Source organism: Streptomyces sp. NPDC033229, assembly GCF_055576875.1.
This window is the reverse complement of the sequence record NZ_JBVIQR010000055.1, coordinates 12229-29469: the sequence shown is the minus strand read 5'-3', so window position 1 is coordinate 29469 and position 17241 is coordinate 12229. Positions and strand designations below refer to the sequence as shown.

Annotated in this window: 14 protein-coding genes; 10 read left to right on the top strand and 4 right to left on the bottom strand. The window is 71.2% G+C overall.

Annotated elements, in window-relative coordinates:
• Positions 1 to 387 precede the first annotated feature (387 nt).
• The 3 genes from rplM (at position 388) to glmM (ending at position 2929) form a co-directional block, all read left to right on the top strand.
• Positions 388 to 834 carry a 50S ribosomal protein L13 gene (gene rplM / locus ACZ53N_RS31770; protein ID WP_130879005.1) on the top strand — a complete coding sequence of 149 codons (447 nt, stop codon included), beginning with the start codon at positions 388 to 390 and terminating at the stop codon, positions 832 to 834.
• Positions 835 to 878: 44 nt separating this feature from the next.
• Complete coding sequence (gene rpsI, locus ACZ53N_RS31765; RefSeq protein WP_130879006.1) at positions 879 to 1391, top strand: 30S ribosomal protein S9; 513 nt, start codon at positions 879 to 881, stop codon at positions 1389 to 1391.
• A gap of 179 nt (positions 1392 to 1570) precedes the next feature.
• Complete coding sequence (glmM, locus tag ACZ53N_RS31760; protein ID WP_469144270.1) at positions 1571 to 2929, top strand: phosphoglucosamine mutase; 1359 nt, start codon at positions 1571 to 1573, stop codon at positions 2927 to 2929.
• A 103-nt stretch (positions 2930 to 3032) separates the two neighbouring features.
• On the opposite strand, the gene ACZ53N_RS31755 is transcribed toward glmM, so the two are convergent.
• Entirely contained in the window at positions 3033 to 3971 is a 939-nt protein-coding gene (locus tag ACZ53N_RS31755; RefSeq protein ID WP_469144269.1) for a DUF389 domain-containing protein, read from the bottom strand.
• Positions 3972 to 4046: 75 nt separating this feature from the next.
• Positions 4047 to 5039: a type I pantothenate kinase gene (gene coaA / locus ACZ53N_RS31750; protein ID WP_469144268.1), complete on the bottom strand. Its 993-nt coding sequence runs from the start codon at positions 5037 to 5039 to the stop codon at positions 4047 to 4049.
• A gap of 283 nt (positions 5040 to 5322) precedes the next feature.
• Here coaA and ACZ53N_RS31745 point away from each other — a divergent pair, with 283 nt between their 5' ends.
• The 6 genes from ACZ53N_RS31745 (at position 5323) to ACZ53N_RS31720 (ending at position 10891) form a co-directional block, all read left to right on the top strand.
• A complete protein-coding gene (locus ACZ53N_RS31745; RefSeq protein WP_469144267.1) occupies positions 5323 to 5571 on the top strand; it encodes a hypothetical protein in 249 nt (82 codons plus the stop codon).
• 24 nt (positions 5572 to 5595) lie between these two features.
• Positions 5596 to 7443 (top strand): glutamine--fructose-6-phosphate transaminase (isomerizing), encoded by a 1848-nt coding sequence (glmS, locus tag ACZ53N_RS31740; RefSeq protein WP_130879011.1) that lies wholly within the window; start codon positions 5596 to 5598, stop codon positions 7441 to 7443.
• Positions 7440 to 7808 carry a holo-ACP synthase gene (locus tag ACZ53N_RS31735; RefSeq protein ID WP_469144266.1) on the top strand — a complete coding sequence of 123 codons (369 nt, stop codon included), beginning with the start codon at positions 7440 to 7442 and terminating at the stop codon, positions 7806 to 7808. Before glmS ends, ACZ53N_RS31735 begins: the two co-directional genes overlap by 4 nt.
• Positions 7809 to 7928: 120 nt before the next feature.
• On the top strand, positions 7929 to 8864 hold the full coding sequence (locus ACZ53N_RS31730) for a MerR family transcriptional regulator (protein WP_469144265.1): 936 nt from the start codon (positions 7929 to 7931) through the stop codon (positions 8862 to 8864).
• Between the two features lie 108 nt (positions 8865 to 8972).
• Positions 8973 to 10157 carry a helix-turn-helix domain-containing protein gene (locus ACZ53N_RS31725; protein ID WP_469144264.1) on the top strand — a complete coding sequence of 395 codons (1185 nt, stop codon included), beginning with the start codon at positions 8973 to 8975 and terminating at the stop codon, positions 10155 to 10157.
• A gap of 329 nt (positions 10158 to 10486) precedes the next feature.
• Positions 10487 to 10891, top strand: coding sequence for an ATP-binding protein (locus ACZ53N_RS31720; protein WP_469144263.1), 405 nt, complete (start codon positions 10487 to 10489; stop codon positions 10889 to 10891).
• 34 nt (positions 10892 to 10925) lie between these two features.
• On the opposite strand, the gene ACZ53N_RS31715 is transcribed toward ACZ53N_RS31720, so the two are convergent.
• Entirely contained in the window at positions 10926 to 12203 is a 1278-nt protein-coding gene (locus ACZ53N_RS31715; RefSeq protein ID WP_469144262.1) for a DUF418 domain-containing protein, read from the bottom strand.
• A gap of 245 nt (positions 12204 to 12448) precedes the next feature.
• Here ACZ53N_RS31715 and ACZ53N_RS31710 point away from each other — a divergent pair, with 245 nt between their 5' ends.
• Positions 12449 to 15739, top strand: a complete 3291-nt coding sequence (locus ACZ53N_RS31710; protein ID WP_469144261.1) for an NACHT domain-containing protein — start codon at positions 12449 to 12451, stop codon at positions 15737 to 15739.
• Here the strand turns inward: ACZ53N_RS31710 and ACZ53N_RS31705 are convergent.
• The gene (locus ACZ53N_RS31705) at positions 15731 to 17161 is read right to left on the bottom strand and encodes an NAD(P)H-hydrate dehydratase (RefSeq protein ID WP_469144260.1); all 1431 of its coding nucleotides are present in this window, start codon (positions 17159 to 17161) and stop codon (positions 15731 to 15733) included. The two genes, ACZ53N_RS31710 and ACZ53N_RS31705, sit on opposite strands and share 9 nt — an antisense overlap.
• Positions 17162 to 17241: the final 80 nt, after the last annotated feature.

Genomic DNA, 17241 nt, shown 5'->3' with positions numbered 1-17241 from the left:
CCCCCCCCCCCCCCCCCCCCCCCCCCCCCCCCCCCCCCCCCCCCCCCCCCCCCCCCCCCCCCCCCCCCCCCCCCCCCCCCGCGCCCGCAGGGCGCTCGCCGCCGCAGGCGGCACGAAGATCCGCCGGACAGGCATTAGCGTGCGGGCACCGCGTACCGCAAGCCGCAGGCGGCATGTTTTGACCCGGATGGGGGCCGGACGGTAGTCTGCCAGTTCGTTATGCGTATTGGCTTGGTCGTTCTCACGCGAGGGGCCCTTACGCTTGTCCACCGGGCCGATGACCAGCGGCAGGTACTCGGGTTGCGTCCCCGGGTGCGGCCAAGGCTGTCGTGATCGTCCGGGTGGCCTTGTCAGGACCCACTCACACACGAAGCGAAGGCTACGACCGTGCGTACGTTCAGCCCCAAGCCCGGCGATGTCCAGCGCCAGTGGCACATCATTGACGCGCAGGACGTTGTCCTGGGTCGTCTGGCCACTCAGGCCGCCAACCTCCTCCGCGGCAAGCACAAGCCCGTGTACGCGCCGCACATGGACATGGGTGACTTCGTCATCATCATCAACGCCGACAAGGTTCACCTGTCCGGCAACAAGAAGACCCAGAAGATGGCCTACCGCCACTCTGGCTTCCCGGGCGGTCTGCGTTCGGTTCGTTACGACGAGCTGCTCGACAAGAACCCCGAGAAGGCCGTTGAGAAGGCCATCAAGGGCATGGTTCCCAAGAACTCCCTCGGCCGTCAGATGCTCTCGAAGCTGAAGGTGTACTCGGGCAGCGAGCACCCGCACGCCGCGCAGCAGCCGGTTCCGTTCGAGATCACCCAGGTCAAGCAGGGCTAGTCCCGGCCACCGCCGAACCAGACAGAAAGCATCTGAGGAGAATCGTGGCTGAGACCACCGCCGAGACGCCCATCGAGGACATCACCGAGGAGTTCGCGGGCGACGCGACCTTCGAGTCCGAGGAGACCGAGTACACCAGCGAGTCCCTCGCGTCCCGCTTCGGCGACCCGCAGCCGGCCGCCGGCCTGGGCCGTCGCAAGAACGCCATCGCCCGCGTCCGGATCGTTCCGGGCACCGGCAAGTGGAAGATCAACGGTCGCACCCTTGAGGACTACTTCCCCAACAAGGTGCACCAGCAGGAAGTCAACGAGCCCTTCAAGGTGCTCGAGCTCGACGACCGCTACGACGTCATCGCCCGCATCTCGGGTGGCGGCGTGTCCGGCCAGGCCGGCGCCCTGCGCCTCGGCGTGGCCCGTGCGCTCAACGAGGCGGACGTGGACAACAACCGCGGCCCGCTGAAGAAGGCCGGCTTCCTCTCGCGCGACGACCGTGCGGTCGAGCGCAAGAAGGCCGGTCTCAAGAAGGCCCGCAAGGCTCCGCAGTACAGCAAGCGCTAAACAAGCGGCTTCGCTGCTTCTGCTCGAACGCCCCGGCGGCACGATCCGTGCCGCCGGGGCGTTCGGCTATCGGCGGCCCGGGGCGTATACCTGGATGCAATGCCCCGGACCCGGACCCGACACCTCATCTGCGGGGGCGACACCCCCTCCCCCCACCCGCGTTTTTACGGAGGACACCAGTGGGACGACTCTTCGGTACGGACGGTGTGCGCGGTGTCGCCAACGCCGACCTGACGGCGGAGCTGGCGCTCGGCCTGTCGGTCGCTGCGGCGCATGTGCTCGCCGAGGCGGGCACGTTCGAGGGCCATCGGCCGGTGGCCGTGGTCGGCCGTGATCCGCGCGCGTCCGGGGAGTTCCTGGAGGCCGCCGTGGTGGCCGGGCTCGCCAGCGCGGGCGTCGACGTCCTGCGGGTGGGCGTGCTGCCCACGCCGGCCGTCGCCTATCTGACCGGCGCGCTCGGCGCCGACCTCGGCGTGATGCTCTCCGCCAGCCACAACGCCATGCCCGACAACGGCATCAAGTTCTTCGCCCGCGGCGGCCACAAGCTCGCCGACGAGCTGGAGGACCGCATCGAGCGGACCTACCGCGCGCACGCCGCCGACGAGCCCTGGGACCGCCCCACCGGTGCCGGAGTCGGCCGCGTCCGCGAGTACGACCAGGGCTTCGACAACTACGTCGCGCACCTGATCGGCGTGCTGCCCAACCGCCTGGACGGCCTCAAGGTCGTCATCGACGGCGCCCACGGCGCCGCCTCCCGCGTCTCCCCCGAGGCCTTCGCGCGCGCCGGCGCCGAGGTGATCACCATCGGCACCGACCCCGACGGCCTCAACATCAACCACGAGTGCGGCTCCACGCACCTGGGCAAGCTCCGTGCCGCCGTCGTCGAGCACGGCGCCGACCTCGGCGTGGCCCACGACGGTGACGCCGACCGCTGCCTCGCGGTCGACGCGGCCGGCGCGGAGGTCGACGGCGACCAGATCCTCGCCGTGCTCGCCCTCGCCATGCGCGAGGCCGGCACGCTGCGGAAGAACACCGTGGTCGCCACCGTCATGTCCAACCTGGGCTTCAAGCTGGCCATGGAGCGCGAGGGCGTCGACCTCGTCCAGACCTCGGTCGGCGACCGGTACGTCCTGGAGGAGATGAAGGCGAACGGCTTCGCCCTGGGCGGCGAGCAGTCCGGCCACGTCATCGTCCTCGACCACGCCACCACCGGCGACGGCACCCTGACCGGCCTGATGCTGGCTGCCCGGGTCGCCGCCACGGGCCGCCCGCTGGCGGAGCTGGCCGGGGTCATGGAGCGGCTGCCGCAGATCCTGATCAACGTCCGCGACGTCGACAAGTCCCGGGTGGGCTCCTCGCCCGAGCTGGCCGCCGCCGTCAACGACGCCGAGCGCGAGCTGGGCGCCACGGGCCGGGTGCTGCTGCGCTCGTCCGGCACGGAGCCGCTGGTGCGGGTCATGGTCGAGGCCGCGGACATCGAGCAGGCGCGAACGGTGGCCCAGAGCCTGGCCGACGTGGTCAAGTCGGCTTTGGGCTAGCAGGTACCCGGGGCTCTGCCCCGGACCCCGGTCCTCAAGCGCCGGACGGGCTGGAAATCCAGCCCGTCCGGCGCTTGAGGACACGGCGCGCAGCGCCGTTGGATCAACCGGCCGCGGAGCGCCGCCGCTGAATCGCCCAGAACAACCGCTGAGCGACCAGCGTCAGCGTCCCGGCCACGATGATCCCCAGCAGGTTCAGCGCCAGCTGCACCGCCGAGCCGCGGGTCTCCGACCAGTCGCCGTAGGACAGGGCGACGGCGGCGTTGGCCGCCGCGGGCACGGTCGTCACCGAGATCGCCACGCCGATCAGTGCGCCCGACTTCGCCGAGGTCAGCGACAGGATCCCGGCGATGCCGGCCAGGAACGCCACCACGAACGAGAAGGCGTCCGGCTGCCAGATGAACGAGGTCTGCGGGCGGTCCGCGAGGAACTTCGCCTCGTGGAAGAGCCCCACCCAGTCCATCAGCAGGCTGAATCCGCCGGTCAGCGCCATCGCCACGGGGAAGCCCACCAGCAGCGTCAGTATCGAGCGCAAGGCCAGGCGGGGCGCCCGCCGGACGATCGCCGTGCACAGCCCGGCCAGCGGGCCGAACTCCGGGCCGACCGCCATCGCCCCCACGATCAGGATCGCGCTGTCCATGATCACGCCGCAGGCGGCGAGCATCGTCGCGACGGTCAGGAACGCCAGGAAAGTGACGCTGAGCGTCGACTCCTCGTGCGTCTCCTCGACCAGCGACTCCCAGACCACCGCGTCCACGCCGTCGCCCGGCGCCGCCTCCTCGGCCTCCTCCGCGCGCCGGGAGAGCATCAGCCCCACGTCGTCGACCGAGATCGAGCCGACGTCCGGCAGCCCGGTCGCGCGCAGCCGCGCCAGCAGCCCGTCGGCCGCCTCGCGGGCCACGTCGCACAGCACGATGTCGCCCTGCGGATGACGGGCCGCCCTGGCGAGTACGGCCACGTGGGTGACGCCTATGGTCCGCTCCAGCAGCTCGACGATCTCGTCGGTGCGGTCGGGCGGGGTGATCATCCGCAGATGCAGCATGGAGGGTCCTCGGTGCTCGGACGTTCTGGGGAGCGCTCCGGCCGGTGTGAGGGAGCGGGTCGGGCGGGCGCTTGCCTAGAGCTTCCGCAGCGAGAGCCGCTGCACCTTGTGGTCGGGCCCCTTGCGCAGGATCAGGTTCGACCGTCCGCGGGTGGGTGCCACATTCTCCAGCAGATTGGGCTTGTTGATGGTGCGCCAGTTCTGCCGGGCGTAGTCCAGGGCCTCCTCCTCGGAGACCTGGGTGTACCTGCGGAAGTACGAGTCGGGGTCCTGGAAGGCCGTCGCGCGCAGCTTCCTGAACCGCTCGTAGTACCAGCGCTCGATGTCGTCGGCCCGCGCGTCGACGTACACGCTGAAGTCGAAGAAGTCCGCCAGCCCGACGCGGGTGCGGCCGTCGCTGCCGGGCAGCGCCGGCTGGAGGACGTTGAGCCCCTCGATGATCAGGATGTCCGGGCGGTGCACGGTCAGCCGCTCGTCGGGCACGATGTCGTAGATCAGGTGGGAGTAGACCGGGGCGGTCACCTCCGCCTTCCCGGCCTTCACGTCCGCGACGAAGCGGGTCAGGGCGCGCCGGTCGTAGGACTCGGGGAAGCCCTTGCGGGACATCAGGCCGCGCCGCTGCAGCTCGGCGTTGGGCAGCAGGAAGCCGTCCGTGGTGACCAGCTCGACGCGCGGGTGCTCGGGCCAGCGGGCCAGCAGCGCCTGGAGCAGTCGGGCGGTGGTCGACTTGCCGACCGCGACGCTGCCCGCGACGCCTATGACGAAGGGCGTGCCGGGCTGTGAGCCGTGGCCGCCGCCGACGTCGCCCAGAAAGGTGTTCAGGGCGCCGCGCAGCTCGCTGGTCGCGCCGACGTAGAGGTTGAGCAGCCGGGAGAGCGGGAGGTAGACGTCCCGGACCTCGTCCAGGTCGATGACGTCGCCGAGCCCGCGCAGCCGCTCGACCTCCTCGGCGGTCAGCGGCAGCGGGGTGTTCTCGCGCAGGGCGCTCCACTCCGCACGGGTCAGATCCACGTACGGGGAGGAGTCGGCGCGGCGTCGTTGCTGCGGCTGCTCTGTGGTGGTCGGCACGGGCCCATTCTGCGCGGGTGGCGGGCGGGGCTCACTTCGGGGGCTCCTTGGAGCGCGTACCGGCGGTTACCTCGGGCGTGCGCCGGGTGTGTATCCGGGGCTGTATCCGGGTGTGGGATTCGGGTGTTCTTTGTGGGGTTTATGGGGTGTGAGAGCGGGATTGTGGGACACAAGCGGGTGACGTTCGGCCTCGTTCCCTGTACCTACCGGCGGGTCGGAGCTACGTTCCAGCCACTCCGGACGCCCCACTGCCCCCGGAGCCCCCCACCCTCAGAGGGACACCGTGTTCGCTCTCAGATCCCTGCGCCGCCGTCACGCCCGCCACGATCCCCACGGTTGCGGCGCCGACCGGACCGCCTTCGCCGACCAGGTGAAAAGCGAACTGACCGACGAGCTGCCGGACGAGGACCTCGGCCAGGACCTGGAGGACTGCCTGGCCGTCTACGAGCTGGGCAGCAAGCCGCGCTGCGAGGAGGTCGAGTACCTCGAACTCGTCCAGGAAGCCATCGACCGGATCGACCGCGGCCGTTGAGCCCTGGGCCTTACGCTGCACTCCATGTGCGGAATCGTTGGCTATGTGGGAGGGCAGTGCGCCCTCGACGTCGTATTGGCGGGCCTGAAGCGCCTGGAGTACCGCGGCTATGACTCGGCCGGGGTAGCGGTGCTGGCCGACGGCGGTCTCGCCGCCGCGAAGAAGGCGGGCAAGCTCGCCAATCTGGAGAAGGAGCTGGCCGAGCGGCCGCTGCCGTCCGGCCCGACCGGCATCGGCCACACCCGGTGGGCCACGCACGGCGGCCCCACCGACGCCAACGCCCACCCGCACCTGGACAACGCCGGGCGCGTCGCGGTGGTCCACAACGGCATCATCGAGAACTTCGCCGGGCTCCGCGCCGAGCTGGCCGAGCGCGGCCACACCCTGGGCTCCGAGACCGACACCGAGGTCGTCGCCCACCTGCTCGCCGAGGCCTTCTCCTCCTGCGGCGACCTCGCCGAGTCCATGCGGCAGGTATGCCGCCGCCTGGAGGGCGCGTTCACGCTCGTCGCGGTGCACGCCGACGACCCGGACGTGGTCGTCGGCGCCCGCCGCAACTCGCCCCTGGTCGTCGGCGTCGGCGACGGCGAGCACTTCCTCGCCTCCGACGTCGCCGCCTTCATCGCCCACACCCGCGAGGCGATCGAACTCGGCCAGGACCAGGTCGTGGAGCTGCGCCGGGACGGTGTGACCGTCACGGACTTCGACGGCGCCCCCGCCGACGTCCGGGCGTACCACGTGGACTGGGACGCCTCCGCGGCCGAGAAGGGCGGCTACGACTACTTCATGCTCAAGGAGATCGCCGAGCAGCCGAAGGCGGTCGCGGACACGCTGCTGGGCCGGATCGACGCGTCCGGCGCGCTGTTGCTGGACGAGGTCCGCATCCCCGCGTCCGTGCTGCGCGAGGTCGACAAGGTCGTCATCGTGGCGTGCGGCACGGCGTACCACGCGGGCATGATCGCCAAGTACGCCATCGAGCACTGGACGCGCGTCCCCTGCGAGACGGAGCTGGCGAGCGAGTTCCGCTACCGCGACCCGATCCTCGACCAGCGCACGCTGGTGATCGCCATCAGCCAGTCCGGCGAGACGATGGACACCCTGATGGCCCTGCGGCACGCGCGGGAACAGGGCGCGAAGGTCCTGGCGATCTGCAACACGAACGGCTCGACGATCCCCCGCGAGTCCGACGCCGTGCTCTACACCCACGCGGGCCCGGAAGTCGCCGTCGCGTCCACGAAGGCGTTCCTGACCCAGCTGGTCGCCTGCTACCTCGTCGCCCTCTACCTGGGCCAGGTGCGCGGCACCAAGTGGGGCGACGAGATCGTCTCCGTCGTCCACGAGCTGTCGGCCATCGCCACCCAGGTGGAGGAGGTCCTGGAGACCATGGAGCCGGTCCGTGAGCTGGCCCGCTCCCTGGCCGACAAGAACACGGTCCTCTTCCTCGGCCGGCACGTCGGCTACCCGGTCGCCCTGGAGGGCGCCCTGAAGCTCAAGGAGCTCGCCTACATGCACGCCGAAGGCTTCGCGGCGGGCGAGCTGAAACACGGGCCCATCGCCCTGATCGAGGACGACCTGCCGGTGGTCGTGGTCGTCCCGTCCCCCCGCGGCCGGTCGGTCCTCCACGACAAGATCGTCTCGAACATCCAGGAGATCAGGGCCCGGGGCGCCCGTACGATCGTCATCGCCGAGCGCGGCGACGAGGCGGTACGCCCGTACGCCGACCACCTCATCGAGATCCCGGCCACCCCGGTGCTCCTCCAGCCCCTGGTCGCCACCGTCCCGCTCCAGGTCTTCGCCTGCGAGCTGGCCACGGCCCGCGGCAACGAGGTCGACCAGCCGCGCAACCTGGCCAAGTCGGTGACGGTCGAATGATCATCGGCGTCGGCATCGACGTAGCCGAGATCGAACGCTTCGACGCGGCCCTCCAGCGCACGCCGAGCCTCGCCGACCGCCTGTTCGTCGAGGCCGAGCTGTACCTGCCGAGCGGCGAACGCCGCGGCATCGCCTCCCTGGCGGCCCGCTTCGCCGCGAAGGAAGCCCTCGCCAAGGCCCTCGGTGCCCCGGCGGGCCTGCTCTGGACGGACGCGGAGGTCACCACGGCGGACAGCGGCCGCCCGAGCCTGACGGTCAGGGGCACGGTGGCCGCGTGCGCGGCGGCGCTGGGGGTGCGCTCCTGGCACATCTCGCTGAGCCACGACGCGGGGGTGGCGTCGGCGGTGGTGATCGCGGAGGGGTAGGGGTGGGGGCCGGCCGTCGAGGGCGCCGCGTGCCGTCGGGCGCCCGCGACGATTCCCGGGCTGAGCGCGGAGCGCCCCGGCGTTGACTCTCCAGCGACGGGAGACACCAAGGTGGCGGACATGGACGACGACACCCTCCATTCCATCGGTGACCTGGCCCGGCTGACCGGTCTTTCGGTCAAGACCATCCGGTTCTGGTCCGATGCGGGAGTGGTGCCGCCGACCGACCGTACGCCCGCGGGCTACCGGCTCTACGGGCAGGACGCCCTGGCCCGACTCGGCCTCGTCCGTACGCTGCGCGAACTCGGTGTCGGTCTCGCCGCCATCCAGCAGGTGCTGGAACGCGAGATCACCGTCGCCGAGGTCGCCGCCGTACACGCCGAGGCGCTCGACGTGCAGATCCGCACGTTGCGGCTGCGCCAGGCCGTCCTGCGAGCGGTAGCCGGACGCGGGTCCACACCCGAGGAGATGGAACTCATGCACAAGCTCGCCAACCTTTCCGATCAGGAACGCCGCCGCCTGATCCACGACTTCATCGACCACGCCTTCGACGGTCTCGACGTCGACGACGCATTCCTGGCCACGATGCGCAACGCGATGCCCGAACTGCCGGAGGACCCGACGCCCGAGCAGATCGACGCCTGGGTGGAACTGGCGGAGCTCGTCCAGGACGCGGATTTCCGCGCCGGAATGCGCAAGGCCGCCGTCGACCAGCTCCAGGCCCGCACGGAGGTCGGGACACCCGCCCCGGAGGACACCCGGCTGCTGGCTGAACTCATCATGGAGCGGACCGCTCGGGCCCGTGAGTCCGGCGTCGAGCCGACCTCCGAGGAGGCCCGCCCGGTGGTCGACGAGCTGGTGGCCCGGAGCGCGGAGCTGTCGGGTCGCGAGGACGGCCCGGAGTTCCGGTCCTGGCTGCTGGAACGCATGGAGATCGGCAACGACTCGCGGTACGAGCGGTACTGGCGGCTCATCGCCGTGATCAACGACTGGCCGGCCCCGAGCATGGGCCCGGCGGTGGACTGGCTGATCGCTGCGCTTCGCGCCGGCCGCTGATGGCTGTGATCTGAGGTGGCGTACGGCCCTGCTGGGCGGGGCCGTACGTCGTTCCCCCGCAACGCGGCACGGGTACCGTTCAGATGTCCAGTCAGAACGGAGCTCAATATGCCCCCGTACATTGACGAGCACACCGGTACGCGCGTCGCGCACGCACGCAAGGTGCGTCGGCTGACGCAGCGCGAACTCGCTGACCTGTCCCATGTTTCGTACAGCACCATCACCAAGGTTGAGCAGGGTGTACTGCCCGCGAGCCCTTCAGTGATCGGTTCTCTCGCCCGCGCCCTATCGGTTCCCGTCACGGAATTGACCGGGCAGCCGTACCTTGAGGAATTGCGCAAGGATCAGCTGGACGGATTGATCCAGCCGATTCGTGAGGCGCTGAATGTGTACGACCTCGGTCCGGATCCGGACGTGTTCCCTCGGCCGATCGATGAGTTGGAGGCGCACGCCGAAAAGCTGTGCGCACTGGTTCGGGTCACGAACATCAAGCAGGTCGCCGCAGAGCTGCCGGATCTGATCTGCGAAGCCACGACGGCGGCGCACGCTTCCCTCAGTGATCGCAGCTGGCAGGTGCTTGCCAGCACTTATCGGACTGCCTATGACGTCACGACGAAGCTCGGTTTCCTGGATCTCTGCACGATCGCGCTGGACCGGCTGGAGTGGGCTGCTCAACGGGCTTCGGATCCGATCCTGGGCGGGATGCGCCAGTACCTACGGGCCCTGGCCTATCTGCGTGCCAGTGAATATCGAACCGGCAAGCGGCTCATCCGCCAGAGCATGGCCGTCCTGGAACAGGCAGAGGCGGGCAGAGTGCGCGACGTGGTGACGGGGCAGCTCCACCTGGGCGCCGCCGTGCTGGCGGGCCGGGACAAGGACAAGGACGCGGCCGGGGGACACCTGGACGAAGCCCAGCGCATCGCGGCGCGGACGGGGCCGGCTGAGAAGGTTCATTGGCTTTCGTTCGGTCCGACCAATGTGGGCGTGCACCGCGTGAGTGTGCTCGCCGAACTGGATCAGTACCCGGAAGCGGTGAGGGTCGCCCAGGAGACGTCGATCCCCGAGGGGTGGCCTCCCTCTCGGCTCGCGCACCACTATTCCGAGGTGGCGCGAGCCCAACTGTGGACCGGCCGAACGGATGCCGCATTCAAGAACTTGCAGATGGCGCGCAAGCTGGCGCCCCAGCAGACTCGCTACCACCCGACGGTGCGGGAGACGTACGCAGGCCTGGAGTCGGCGAAGCGGCGGATGCCGGACACGTTCAGCAACTATGGAGCCTGGCTGGGAATGTGACGGCTGGCAATCCATTGGCCGGGGCTATCAACAACCTCTGATAGTTCCGGCCTTGGTGTGTCGGCACTCTGTGATGGTCGAAAGACCCCCGCGACCGCTGCGAACGGTCCGGGGGCTTGGCCAACGCTGATCTGGAGCGTCAACATGCCTGACTTTATCCGCCGTTGGGTCCACCAGGCGAGAGCCCTTTTCCCTCGCCGCACCACGGCCCGTAGTGTGCCCGCCGTGGCCCCACCACCCCCGCCCCCGGCGACCCCCTACGCCCTCTGGGCGACAGCCCACGGCTTCGACGTCGTCCGCCGTCCCGCCCACCACGCGGAGGTGAACCGATGACCTATCGGCTCGTCGCCCCCGCCGTGCCGACCTCCGCCCGGCTGGCCAGGGAATTCGTCTCGGCCGCCCTCGTCGCCGCCAACCGGCGCCCACTGATCGAGAACGCCCGGGTCTGCGTCTCGGACGCCGTGACGAACGTCGTGCAGCACGCGCGCGTGCCCGTGCTCGCCGTGGAGGTGACCGTCGGGGCGGAGCACATCGTGGTGGCCGTCCGGGATGACGACCTCCGTCGGCTGCCGTGGCCGCGTCGGGCGCGGGCGGACGAGGAAGGGGGGAGGGGGCTGATGCTCGTGCGTCGGCTCTCGCACGCCTCCGGCGTTACGTGGGTGTGGGACGGGCTCGACCTGGTCGGTAAGCAGGTCTGGTTCGAGCTTCGGGAGGGCGTCGCGCTCAGCGCGTGACGGTCTCGGCCGCGGCGGCCTGATCATTGCGCCGCTACCGGTACATCAGCCGCCGCAGCACCGCTTCCACCGGGCCCCCCCGCCCCCGTCGCTCGAGCGCGTACGCCCCGGCCACCGTCACCAGCCACACCCCCACCGCGAACAGGGCCATCGTCGCGCTGGTCAGATGGGCACCGAGGCCCAGGCCCCAGGCCGCGAGCAGCGGGGCGAAGAGCAGCGAATGGGCGAGATAACTGGACAGCGACCGCTTGCCCACGGCGGATATGGCAGAAATGGCCACTGCGGCCTTCGCGTTCCCCCGCGCGGGCCGCCCGCTCCACCAATGTGCGAACAACGCCACTACCGCGACGTAGCCGAGCCCGGCCCCGTACCCGGTGACTTCCCGGAGCACGGTCAGCGCCCCGGTCTCGCTCTGTGCGTCGTCCGGCACATCGAGTGCCCCGACATGGGCGAGCGCCGCGGGCAGCGCGCCGAGCCAGCCGACCGTGATGCCGATGACCGCCGTGCGGCGCAGTAGCGGCAGGTGGCGTCCCGGCTCCTCCAGGATGCGGCGGCGCGCGGCCCAGAAGCCGAGCAAAAAGATGACGTAGCCTCCGCCGATCAGAGACAGGGGGGCCGCGGCGAAGGTGATGAAAAGGCCGGTCGCCAGCCGGGTTCCGGCCGCCGCGAACCAACCCCCCTCGTCCGCTCCGTACGCCTCGGCCCCCGGAGCCGCACCCGCGTCCCCCAACGACCCCAACTCCCCCTGGAGCAAGGCGGATATGACCGGCTGTGCGGAAACGAGCACCAGTTGCGCGGCACCGATCGCGATCCACCACTTCAGGGCGCGCTCGCTCCGCCGCAGGAAGAGCCAGCCGAGGGCGAGGCTCAGCAGCCCGTAATAGCCGACGATGTCGCCCGCCATGAGGAGCGTGGCGTGGGCGAGCCCGATGACGATCAGGAGGAGGCTGCGTCTGCGCAGGATCCTGGCAGCGCCGCGTTCGCTGGTCCCGGCGGCGGTCTGGCGCAGGAAGAGCTGCATCATGCCGTAGCCGAAGAGGAAGGCGAAGAGCGGATAGACCCGCAGGTCGAGCACCGTGATCATGGTGAACTGGACCGCGTGGTCCAGCCACCCCCCGGTCACGGGCTGCCACCCCGAGGGCCCGTACTCGGACCTCCACAAGTGGAACGCGGTGTTGGACAGCACGATGAACAGCAGCATGATCCCGCGCGCGAGGTCGGGCGCGAGGGCCCGCTCGGCAGGGCGTACACCTGCGCGGTGCGGTGCTGGGGCCGGGGACCTGTGGGCCCCGTCTTTGGTGTCAACCGTCATGCTTCGACGCTAGGGAGACAGCCGACGGTTGGGCGTCCGCCTTTGGTCTAGGAGCGCATGACCTTCGTCTAGAAGTGCGCGGCCTTCCGTCCTGGTTCGAGCTGCGGGAGGTCGTCGCGCTGAGCGCGTGAGCGTCCTGGCCCGCAACCTCCTGACCGCACAACCCACCTGCCGTATCGTCAGGGCGACGCGTGGACGGGCGGAGGAGGACGGCTGTGCACCCGGCAAGGGAACGTATCGCGGCGGTGTTGGGCCGAAGCCAGGGGAGCGGCTATCTGCTGGCGCCCAGGCTCGTTCTGACCGCCGCACACGTGGTCGGCGATGCGCCCGCGCCCCAGGTCGTCGTGCCCGGAGGCATCGGGCCCGTGCGGTGCAAAGTGGTGTGGGCGCGGGACGAGAAGCGGCGGTGTGATGCCGCCCTGCTGCTCGCCGAGCGGGACCTGGTGACCGAGGACGTGGCGGGCGGCTTCGAGCCGTTGCTGTGGGGGCGGGCCCGGGACCTGAGGGCTCTGCCGGGTGCCCAGGCCGTCGGGTTTCCGCAGGTGCAACGGGACGCGGACGGTGAACTCGACACCGAGCAGGTCGTGGGGACGCTCAAGCCGGGCAGCAATCTCCTCAGCGGCCGACATGTGCTCGACAGCGACCACGGGGCCCCAGAGGCGCTCGCCGACGGGAGCTCGCCGTGGGCGGGGATGTCCGGATCCGCCGTCTTCGTGGACGGGCTGCTCGCCGGGGTGGTGTGCGCGGACCCGAAGGGCTGGAACCACGGACGTCTGATGGTGACGTCCTCGGCGACATTCTGGTCGCACTTCGACTTCCTCAGCGAGTGCCTTCACGCGGGGCACAAGCCGGAAACGCGCTCCCTCACCTCCACCCGTCAGCTGGAGATCGAGGCATTCGAACGGAGGCTCCGCGACTACATCATCGGCAAGGTCGGCGGACTGACCATCGTGGGTCTCACCCTCTCCGACGGCGAGGGCGAGACGTGGCCGCTCGACGCCGCCTACCTCAGCCTCGAACTGACCGGCGTGCCGCGCTCCACGAGTGCCGATGGTTTCGGGGTTTCGAACGGAGACGCCGCCGTACGGCCGTCGCCCCGGCGGGCCGAAGACGCGCTGGCCGGGCAGAAGCGGGTGCTGCTGCGGGGCGCCGCCGGCTCGGGCAAGACCACGCTGCTCCAGTGGCTCGCGACGATCAGCGCGCGCGGCGACCTGCCCCCGGGGCTGAGTCATCTGAGCGACTGCGTGCCGCTCACGCTGCCGCTGCGGTCGCTGATCCGGAAGGGCGAGCTGCCGCAGCCGGAGGAGTTCCTGGCCGCCGCCGCCCGTCCGCTGGCCGGGCTTCCCGCCGCCGCGGGGTGGGTGACCCGCAGGCTGACCGAGGGCAGTGTGCTGCTGCTGATCGACGGTGTGGACGAGGTGCCCGAAGCCGACCGCCGACGCACGCTGGCCTGGGTCAAGGACCTGCTGGCCGCCTACCCCGACGCGCGGTACGTCATCACGACCAGACCGTCCGCGGTGCGCGAGGGCTGGCTGTCGGACGCGGGCTTCACCGAGCTGGAGCTGCTCCCGATGAGCCGGGGCGACGTCGCGGCCTTCATCGACCGGTGGCACACGGCCGCCGGAGCGCGGCACAACGCGCAGTTGCGGGCCTTCCGGGACGCGCTCACCACGGCGGTCGTCGCCAAGCCCGACCTGGGGCGGCTGGCCACCAACCCGCTGATGTGCGCGCTGATCTGCGCTCTCAACCGTTCCCGCCGCGGGTATCTGCCGCACGGCCGGATGGAGCTGTACCGCGCCGCGCTGGAGCTGCTGCTCGTACGGCGGGACCGCGAGCGGGAGATCGTCGCGGGCCGGGACGGGATGGAGCTCGAACACACCCACCAGGTGGCGCTGTTGCAGAAGATCGCCTATTGGCTGATCCGCAACGGCCGGTCCGTGATCGAATGGCACAAGGCCGTCGAGATCATCGAACGGGCACTCCCCGCCATGCCCTCCGTCGCCGCGCGCGGCGACGCCGAGGAGATCTTGCGCCATCTCGTCCTGCGCAGTGGTCTGTTGCGGCGGCCCACCAGCGAGACCTTGGACTTCATCCACCGCACGTTCCAGGACTACCTGGGGGCCCAGGCCGCCGTGGACGACTGGGACTTCGACGTCCTCGTCAACCACGCCCACGACGACCAGTGGGATGACGTGCTGCGCATGGCCGTCGGCCACGCACCGCCACGCGCGCGTGCCGAATTGCTCACCATGCTGCTGGAACGCGGCGACAAGGAAGAGCCCAACCGCTACCGGCTGCACCTGCTGGCGGCGGCCTGTCTGGAACACGCCACCGAGGTGGACCGTGAGGTACGGACGCGGGTCGAGAAGGCGGCCGCGGAGCTCGTGCCGCCGCGCGACCAGGAGTCGGCCAAGGTGCTGGCGACGGCGGGGCGCGTCGTACTGGACCTGCTGCCGGGGCCCGAGGGGCTGGACAACGAGGTGGCGCACGCCGTCGTCGTGGCGGCGACCCTGGTGGCGGACGACCGGGCCATCCCCCTGCTGTCCCGGTACGCCACCCATCCCTCCCTGGAGGTTCGCTCCCAGCTCGCCTGGGCGTGGGACCGCTTCGACACCGAGCAGTACGCGGATACGGTGATCGGCAAGCTCTCGTACGAGGCCGGGGCAACGGCCTCGCTCGCGTTCGTCGCGAAGACCCGGGAGCACCTGGTCGCACTCAAGAGGCTCGGTGGGCGGCCCGAGGTGCAGTGGCGGGGGTCCTCCGCTCCCGAGGACCTGGCGGACCTGGCCACACCGGCACTCAGGGACCTCTCGCTGCGGGGATGTCTGCAAATCATCGATCTGCGCGCCCTGCGTGACTGCCCGCCGTTGCGCTCGCTGCGGATCACCGAGTCCGAGGGCGTTGCCCATTTGGGGGCGCTGAACGGCGAAGCGCTCCGAATCCTCGAACTGTCCCTGTTCGGGTTTCCCCGGGATCTGGAGGCGGTGGCCGGGCTGGAGCGGCTGGAGTCACTCGACTTCGAATGCACCGATCCGGGTGTCCCCGACGGGCCGGACGGCGAGCTGACGCTGCCGCCCCGGCTCAAGTCCCTGGCCCTGGGACGTGGCGCGGCCGGCCTGCGGCTGGTGGGGCTGAGTCGGCACCCCCGGCTCGAAACGGTGGCCTTGAACAACCCCGAACTTCCCCTGTCGGCTTTTCCTCTGGCCACGCTGCCCCGGCTCAGCGCGTTGGGCATCAGAAGGATGGACCTGACGTCGCTGCGGCACGGGGAGCCGCTGCCCGGCGTGTCCGACGTCGTCCTGGCCGGCGTCATCGGTCTGGCCGGGCTGGCCCACGTGCCGGAGGTCTTCCCCAACGCCCGGACGCTGACCGTCAGTAGTCGTGCGGTAGCCACCAGGGAAACCCTCGACCTGGCCCACTTGGAGGGCCTGAGCCTGGAGAGCCTGTACCTCCACCACGCCGGCCCGGTCCACCACGTGGATCTGCTGCCGAGCGGCTGCGCCCTCTACCGCACGTCACCTGAACTCTCACTCTGACACCCCCCGCCACACCCCCGGCAACGCCCCCGCCACCCCCATCGCCGTCAGCGGTGCCGCGCCCAGGGACCGGGCGGCCAGGCCGTGCAGATACGCGCCCACCGACGCCGCGTCCCGGCCCGAAAGTCCCGCTGCCAGCAGGGCCCCCGTCAGCCCCGAGAGCACGTCCCCGCTCCCCGCCGTCGCCAGCCACGGTGTCCCCGTCGGGTTCACCCGTACCGCCTCGCCCGAGGCGCGGGCCACCACCGTCGTCGAGCCCTTGAGCAGGGCCGTCACACCGAAGCGTTCCGCCAGGGCCCGTGCCGATGACAGGCGGGACGACTCGACGTCCTCGCGGGAGCAGCCGAGAAGGGCCGCCGCTTCACCGGCGTGCGGGGTGAGGACGGTCGCGGCGGACCGGGCCCGCAGGGCGTCGACGGAGACCAGATGCAGGCCGTCAGCGTCGACGAGGACCGGGACGTCCGAGGCCAGGACGTCGTCGACGGCACGGCGGGCGCGGGCGTCGTCGCCCAGGCCCGGGCCGACCACCCACGCCTGGACCCGGCCCGCCTTCGACGGTGGGCCCGCCGAGACCAGGGTCTCGGGGAAGCGGGCGATGACCGCCTCGGCCGCGGGGCCGACGTAGCGGACCGCGCCCGCGCCGCCGTGCAGGGCGCCCGCGACGGAGAGGACCGCCGCACCCGGGTAGCGGTCCGAACCGGCCACTACCCCCACCACGCCCCTGCGGTATTTGTCGCTCTCGGCCGACGGGCTGGGCAGCAGCCCGGCGACGTCCGCGTGCTGGAGCGCCTCCACGTCCGGCTCGTCCGGCAGGCGGAGGCCGATGTCGACCAGGCGCAGGGCGCCCGCGTGCTCCCGGGCCGGGTCGATCAGCAGGCCCGGCTTGTACGTGCCGAAGGTGACGGTCGCGTCCGCCCGGACCGCCGTGCCGCGCACCTCGCCGGTGTCCGCGTCGACGCCGCTGGGCAGGTCGACGGCGACCACCAGGGCCCCGGCCGCCGCCGCGACCAGGGATTCCGCAGCCGGGCGCAGGCCGCCCTTGCCGCCGATGCCGACGATTCCGTCGACGACGAGGTCCGCGCGCCGCACCACGCGGTCGCCCTCCTCGGCGGACGCGACCCGTCCGCCCGCCGCCCGCAGGGCCGCCAGGCCGCCCGGGTGCGCGCGGTCCGGGGCGAGCAGCACCGCGCTCACCCCGGCGCCGCGCCGGGCCAGCCGGGCGCCCGCGTACAGGGCGTCGCCGCCGTTGTCCCCGCTGCCGACCAGCAGGGCCACCCGTGCCCCGTACACCTTCCCCAGCAGGTCGGCGCAGGCGGCGGCGAGCCCGGCCGCCGCGCGCTGCATCAGGGCGCCCTCGGGCAGTTCGGCCATGAGCGCGCGCTCGGCGGCCCGTACGGTCTCGACGCTGTAACCAGTCCTCATGCCTTCAGTGTGGCCGCCGACGCTTCCGCCCGCCCGGAACATGACACCCTCGACACCGCCCCGCCGGGGCCTGAGACACT

Excerpts from the sequence above, each read along its gene's own strand:
- ACZ53N_RS31720 (WP_469144263.1), top strand. The coding sequence starts at position 10,487 with ATGACCTATCGGCTCGTCGCCCCCGCCGTGCCGACCTCCGCCCGGCTG.
- ACZ53N_RS31755 (WP_469144269.1), bottom strand. The coding sequence starts at position 3,971 with ATGCTGCATCTGCGGATGATCACCCCGCCCGACCGCACCGACGAGATC.
- ACZ53N_RS31725 (WP_469144264.1), top strand. The coding sequence starts at position 8,973 with ATGCCCCCGTACATTGACGAGCACACCGGTACGCGCGTCGCGCACGCA.
- glmS (WP_130879011.1), top strand. The coding sequence starts at position 5,596 with ATGTGCGGAATCGTTGGCTATGTGGGAGGGCAGTGCGCCCTCGACGTC.
- ACZ53N_RS31705 (WP_469144260.1), bottom strand. The coding sequence starts at position 17,161 with ATGAGGACTGGTTACAGCGTCGAGACCGTACGGGCCGCCGAGCGCGCG.
- ACZ53N_RS31730 (WP_469144265.1), top strand. The coding sequence starts at position 7,929 with ATGGACGACGACACCCTCCATTCCATCGGTGACCTGGCCCGGCTGACC.
- ACZ53N_RS31715 (WP_469144262.1), bottom strand. The coding sequence starts at position 12,203 with ATGACGGTTGACACCAAAGACGGGGCCCACAGGTCCCCGGCCCCAGCA.
- ACZ53N_RS31735 (WP_469144266.1), top strand. The coding sequence starts at position 7,440 with ATGATCATCGGCGTCGGCATCGACGTAGCCGAGATCGAACGCTTCGAC.